This window comes from Streptomyces sp. NPDC001750 (assembly GCF_042892615.1).
GTDB lineage: Bacteria > Actinomycetota > Actinomycetes > Streptomycetales > Streptomycetaceae > Streptomyces.
On record NZ_JBIAUE010000087.1, the window covers coordinates 1 to 1,418 of the forward strand.

At 69.2% G+C, this 1,418-nt stretch carries 1 protein-coding gene; it reads right to left on the reverse strand.

The genetic code is table 11. The features are described 5' to 3' along the window. Positions 1 to 104: 104 nt before the first annotated feature. A complete protein-coding gene (locus ACFYY6_RS38310) occupies positions 105 to 1,370 on the reverse strand; it encodes an IS701 family transposase (protein WP_389197777.1) in 1,266 nt (421 codons plus the stop codon). Between the last annotated feature and the right edge of the window lie 48 nt (positions 1,371 to 1,418).

Genomic DNA, 1,418 nt, shown 5'->3' on the forward strand with positions numbered 1-1,418 from the left:
TGGTCATGTTGGTGCGGGGTCTGGCATGTCGCGGTGACAGGTGGGGCAGGCGCCGGTCCAGGTCGCGATGAGTATCTGCAGCTCGCGGAGGACTCGGTAGAGGCTCAGGCCGACGCCGTCTCTTTTGGGGATCGGGTCAGTCGCTGAAGGGTGCAGAAGGCGTGGGCGACCGAGACGAGGGTGACGTGGTGGTGCCAGCCTGGCCAGGTTCGGCCTTCGAAGTGGGCCAGGCCCAGGGTCTGTTTCATCTCGCGGTAGTCGTTCTCGATGCGCCAGCGGAGCTTCGCGGTGCGCACGAGGACGGGCAACGGCGTGGTCTCGGGCAGGTTGGAGAGCCAGAACTGCACGGGCTCGTCCTGGTCGGCGGGCCATTCGGCCAGCAGCCAGCGGACCGGAAGCTCGGTGCCGGCCGTGGCCTTGCGGATCTCACGTCCGGCGGGCCGAACCCGCAGGGCCACGAAGCGCGAGTACATGCGCTTGTACCCGCTGCGGCCGCTGCCCGGCCGCGATCCCTCCCTCCACTGCACCGGCCGAGCGGTGTTCTTACCGGCCGCGACGACCAGGCTCTTCACCCGCTGGGCCGCCTCGGGGTAGGCAGGAACCGGCCGTGGGCCGCGGCCGGAGTAGGCCGGGGTGCAGGGCTGTGCGTCTTCAGGTTGCGCGGTGGTCGTGGTCGAGATGCCCACCACGTACTCAAGGCTGCGTTCTTCCAGGCCGAGCCGGAAGGCTGCGGTGTCCCCGTAGCCGCCGTCGGCGATGACCTGGGGCACCTCGATGCCCCAGGACCGCGTTTCGTCGATCATGTCGAGGGCCAGCTGCCACTTCTCGACATGGCCCACCTGGGCGGGGATGGCGCACTTGTCACGGCGGGCTACCTTGGCCCGGTCGGCCTTGGGCGAGGCGGGATCCCAGCTCCCGGGCAGGAACAGACGCCAGTTCACGGCCGCGGAGGCGCCGTTGGAAGCCAGGTGCAGCGAGACTCCGGCCTGGCAGTTGGTGACCTTGCCCGCGGTGCCCGTGTACTGCCGGGTCACGCACGCCGACGCATCCCCGTCCTTGAGGAATCCTGTGTCATCGATGATCAACGCGGTGGGCTTGACGACCGGCTGCATGCGCCAGGCCAGACGGGCCCGCACATGCGCCGCATCCCAGGGGCTGGAAGTGACGAAGTGGGCCAGGGCCTGCCGGTTCCCGTCTTCGCCCAGGCGGGCGGCCATCGGCTCCACCGACTTGCGCCCGCCATCCAGCAGCAGGCCCCGCAGATAGACCCCGCCCCACCGCCGCTGATCCGCCCGCGCGAACGGCTCGAACATCTCCGCCGCGAAGTCCTCCAGATCACACCGGACCGCAGCCAACTCCTCACTCAGCACACACGGTCAACGAAACGACCGATCAAGAAGACACGCCATCACGGACCG